At 52.3% G+C, this 4720-nt stretch carries 3 protein-coding genes; 2 read left to right on the forward strand and 1 reads right to left on the reverse strand.

What is annotated here, in order from left to right; translation table 11 throughout:
- Positions 1–287: 287 nt before the first annotated feature.
- A complete protein-coding gene (ydgH, locus tag FDW87_RS10910; protein ID WP_016156455.1) occupies positions 288–1232 on the reverse strand; it encodes a DUF1471 family protein YdgH in 945 nt (314 codons plus the stop codon).
- A 525-nt stretch (positions 1233–1757) separates the two neighbouring features.
- On the opposite strand from ydgH, the gene pntA reads away from it, so the two are divergent.
- Both pntA and pntB read left to right on the forward strand, forming a co-directional pair.
- Positions 1758–3287 (forward strand): Re/Si-specific NAD(P)(+) transhydrogenase subunit alpha, encoded by a 1530-nt coding sequence (gene pntA, locus FDW87_RS10920; protein ID WP_029139532.1) that lies wholly within the window; start codon positions 1758–1760, stop codon positions 3285–3287.
- 10 nt (positions 3288–3297) lie between these two features.
- Positions 3298–4686 carry a Re/Si-specific NAD(P)(+) transhydrogenase subunit beta gene (gene pntB / locus FDW87_RS10925; RefSeq protein ID WP_016153031.1) on the forward strand — a complete coding sequence of 463 codons (1389 nt, stop codon included), beginning with the start codon at positions 3298–3300 and terminating at the stop codon, positions 4684–4686.
- Positions 4687–4720 lie beyond the last annotated feature (34 nt).

Raw genomic sequence — 4720 nt, forward strand, 5'->3', positions numbered from 1 at the left:
AAACCAGCGCGGTGAGTGCGCTCAGACCCAATTTCTTTTCCATTTGTATCCAGTGACAAAAACGAGAGTGAGAGAATAATTATTTTGGCAAACCGCATAAAAATGGTGAAAGCCACTAAGGCGCGGGATTTTACGGAGAGAAGAGAACGCATGCAATGGGGATAGAGAGATTTGTGACTAATAGTGTGAAAAGTAGTCTTAATACTGCTGTTTTTGTTTCGCCCGAGGGGAGGATGGCGGGAAATTATCAGGTCTACAAGGCTGTAGACCTGATAAGGTACTGAGTATTACTTATACAGGTCAGCGCTGATGGTCATGTTATTACCACGTTCAGACCACTGGCGGGTGATGTGATAATACTTAGCGCCTTTCTTCGCTGCGCGTTTGGCAACCTGGTAAGAGATTTCAGTCATGTTGCCATAGTTACCGGTGAACTTGATGCTGTCGAACGGCACCATCATAGCGGCGGTTGCTTTGTTCAGTTCTTCAACTTTGGTTCCATCCGGTAGCGTGACAGTGTAACGCCCACCTTTGGTGGATTGCGTTTCGAAGAAACGACCGACTTCAGCGCTCGGAGACGCGGTAGTCGCAACGCCTGGGATCTCAACTTTCTTCGCGGCTTCGCCACCGGCGGCTAATGCGGCACGTCCGGCATCTGAATCTGCTGGGATCGCATCAGGGCTTTGTACTACGCGTTTTTTCGCATCAGCTTTATAGATGAATGCGGTAATACGCTGGTTGCCGCCCTGGTTGGCATCGACCTGGCGCACGATGTAGAAGGAGTAAGCGCCTTTCTCTTTCGCTGCTTTGGTGATGGCATCGTTCACTTCAGGCTGGCTGCGGTAGAAACCCTGCACCGTAACGGTATCGAATGGTTCTATCAGAACGGCCTGATCTTTCGGTAATTCCATCACGCCGTTAATGACACGGTTTTTGGACGCTTCCGCTTTTTCAGCATCGGCTTTATAGATGTCGGCTACAACGCGCCAGTTACCGCCGCTGCCAAAATCTGAGGTATCAACAACATAAAAGGAGGCTGCACCGTCTTTATCTGCACGGCGTGATACGGCGGTCACCGCATCACCGATAGCATTAAAACGACCGGTAACCACAATGCGGTCATAGGGTTTCAGGGCAGCCGCTTGCTCCGGCGTCAATTCTGTCGCTGCATTTACAGAAAAAGCAGTCGCAGAAATAAGTGCGGACGCCAGGAGAGTGTTCTTAAGCTTCATAAAAATAATCCTTCGCCTTGCGCAAACCAGGTACTGGTATTGTTATTGACTAGAAACGTCGCTGATTATTGCATTTAAATTGTGTCAGTGTCTGCGTCAATTTTCACTCATCGTGCCACGTGACGTAACAACACAGATAACATTTTGTGATATGTCGAAAATTTCGGCGTTTGGCGACCAAAACTGATAAAGCAGTTGAATTTCATAAGTTAATTTAATGTTAATCAATTGTTTTTGGCAGGCACGTAATCATGTTTTGCCGCTTCGCTTGAGCGAATTATCGGCCTTTGTGGGCTATTTTTAGGGTATTTTATCTGCCAGCGCTCCGATTCATCTCTATTTCGCGAATTTCATAATAAATACTGTTTTTTGGCGCTAGATCACAGGCGTCATTTTCAGTAGGTTATACAGAGTTTGTTACTGTTTTATTTTATTGGGGTAACACTGACCTCTTTCGAGAGTGCGCGCATGCCTCGTGCGAACATTGATAAACCATCATCACAAATACAGATGGAAGGGAACATTATGCGAATTGGCATACCAAGAGAACGGTTAACCAATGAAACCCGCGTCGCAGCTACGCCGAAGACGGTTGAGCAGCTGCTTAAGTTGGGTTTTAGCGTCGCGGTTGAAAGCGGTGCAGGTCAACTGGCAAGTTTTGACGATAAGGCGTTTGTACAAGCAGGCGCAGAAATTGTTGACGGAAATGCCGTCTGGCAGTCAGAGATCATCCTGAAGGTCAACGCGCCGGAAGAGGCGGAAATCCCGTTGCTCAACCCGGGCACGACGCTGGTGAGTTTTCTTTGGCCCGCGCAAAACCCTGAGCTGTTGCAGAAGCTGGCAGAGCGCAACGTGACGGTTATGGCGATGGACTCCGTGCCGCGTATTTCGCGCGCGCAGTCGCTTGATGCCTTAAGCTCGATGGCGAATATCGCCGGGTATCGTGCCATTGTTGAAGCCGCTCATGAATTTGGCCGCTTCTTCACCGGGCAGATCACCGCCGCGGGCAAGGTCCCACCTGCCAAGGTCATGGTGATTGGTGCGGGTGTAGCTGGTCTGGCAGCTATCGGTGCGGCAAACAGCCTGGGCGCTATCGTTCGTGCTTTTGACACCCGTCCGGAAGTGAAAGAGCAAGTTCAGAGTATGGGCGCTGAGTTCCTCGAACTGGACTTTAAAGAAGAGGCCGGCAGCGGCGACGGTTACGCCAAGGTGATGTCCGAAGCGTTCATCAAAGCTGAAATGGCGCTCTTCGCCGCGCAGGCGAAAGACGTTGATATTATCGTTACCACCGCGTTGATTCCGGGCAAACCGGCACCGAAACTGATCACCCGTGAAATGGTCGATTCGATGAAGGCGGGCAGCGTGATTGTCGATCTCGCCGCGCAAAACGGCGGTAACTGCGAATATACCGTGCCTAACCAGGTGACCACCACCGAGAACGGGGTGAAGGTTATCGGTTATACCGATCTGCCAGGCCGACTGCCGACGCAGTCTTCCCAGCTTTATGGCACGAACCTCGTTAACCTGCTCAAGCTGTTGTGCAAAGAGAAAGACGGCAATATCACCGTCGATTTTGACGACGTAGTCGTACGTGGCGTTACGGTGGTTCGCGAGGGTGAAATCACCTGGCCTGCGCCGCCGATCCAGGTTTCAGCTCAGCCGCAGGCTGCGCCAAAAGCCGCGCCCGCGCCGAAAGAAGAGAAAAAACCGGCCTCACCGTGGCGCAAATATGCGTTGATGGCACTGGTCGTCATACTGTTTGGCTGGCTTGCTGATGTCGCGCCGAAAGAGTTCCTGGGTCACTTTACGGTGTTCGCGCTTTCCTGTGTAGTGGGTTACTACGTGGTCTGGAATGTGTCGCACGCGCTACACACTCCGCTGATGTCCGTGACGAACGCTATCTCCGGGATCATCGTTGTCGGGGCGTTATTGCAAATTGGCCAGGGTGGCTGGGTGAGTTTCCTGAGCTTTATCGCGGTGCTTATTGCCAGCATTAATATTTTCGGTGGCTTCACCGTGACTCAGCGCATGCTGAAAATGTTCCGGAAAAACTAAGGGGTAACATATGTCTGGAGGATTAGTTACAGCTGCATACATTGTTGCCGCGATCCTGTTTATTTTCAGCCTGGCGGGGCTTTCGAAACACGAAACCTCTCAACAGGGTAACAACTACGGTATCGCCGGGATGGCGATTGCGCTGATTGCCACGATTTTTGGCCCGGAGACCGGCAACGTTGCGTGGATCCTGGTGGCGATGATCATCGGCGGCGCGATTGGTATTCGTCTGGCGAAGAAAGTCGAGATGACCGAGATGCCGGAGCTGGTGGCGATTCTGCACAGCTTCGTCGGTCTGGCGGCGGTGCTGGTGGGTTTCAACAGCTACCTGTATCACGACACGGGCCTGGAACCGATTCTGGTGAACATTCACCTGACGGAAGTGTTCCTTGGTATCTTCATCGGTGCGGTGACCTTTACCGGTTCCGTGGTGGCGTTTGGCAAACTGCGCGGTAAGATCTCCTCTAAACCGCTGATGCTGCCGAATCGTCACAAAATGAACCTGGCGGCGCTGGTTGTTTCTTTCCTGCTGCTGGTGGTGTTTGTTCGTACCGAAAGCGTGGGTCTGCAGGTTCTGGCGCTGCTGGTGATGACCATTATTGCGTTAGCCTTTGGCTGGCATCTGGTGGCGTCCATCGGCGGTGCGGATATGCCGGTCGTCGTTTCAATGCTTAACTCCTATTCAGGATGGGCGGCGGCGGCGGCGGGCTTTATGCTCAGCAACGATCTGCTGATCGTCACCGGTGCGCTGGTCGGTTCTTCCGGTGCGATCCTGTCTTACATCATGTGTAAGGCGATGAACCGTTCGTTTATCAGCGTGATTGCCGGTGGCTTTGGTTCTGACGGTTCTTCTACGGGGTCTGATGAAGAAGTCGGTGAGCATCGTGAGATTAATGCGGAAGACACGGCAGAAATGCTGAAGAATTCGCACTCCGTGATAATCACCCCGGGCTATGGCATGGCCGTGGCACAGGCGCAATATCCGGTTGCTGAAATCACCGAGAAACTGCGCGCGCGCGGCATCAAGGTACGTTTCGGTATTCACCCGGTAGCAGGGCGCTTACCAGGTCATATGAACGTACTGCTGGCGGAAGCCAAAGTACCCTATGACATCGTGCTGGAAATGGATGAAATCAATGATGATTTCGCCGATACCGATACCGTGCTGGTGATTGGCGCCAACGATACGGTAAACCCGGCGGCGCAGGACGATCCGCGTAGCCCAATCGCCGGTATGCCGGTGCTGGAAGTATGGAAAGCGCAGAACGTTATCGTGTTCAAACGCTCTATGAACACCGGCTATGCTGGCGTGCAGAACCCGCTGTTCTTTAAAGAAAACACCCATATGCTGTTTGGCGATGCCAAAGCCAGCGTGGATGCGATCCTGAAAGCGCTGTAATCGTCAGCGCAAACCAAGACGGCCTCTGCGGAGG

This window comes from Citrobacter sp. wls826 (genome assembly GCF_005281245.1).
Classification (GTDB): domain Bacteria; phylum Pseudomonadota; class Gammaproteobacteria; order Enterobacterales; family Enterobacteriaceae; genus Citrobacter; species Citrobacter braakii.

Excerpts from the sequence above, each read along its gene's own strand:
- pntB (WP_016153031.1), top strand. The coding sequence starts at position 3,298 with ATGTCTGGAGGATTAGTTACAGCTGCATACATTGTTGCCGCGATCCTG.
- ydgH (WP_016156455.1), bottom strand. The coding sequence starts at position 1,232 with ATGAAGCTTAAGAACACTCTCCTGGCGTCCGCACTTATTTCTGCGACT.
- pntA (WP_029139532.1), top strand. The coding sequence starts at position 1,758 with ATGCGAATTGGCATACCAAGAGAACGGTTAACCAATGAAACCCGCGTC.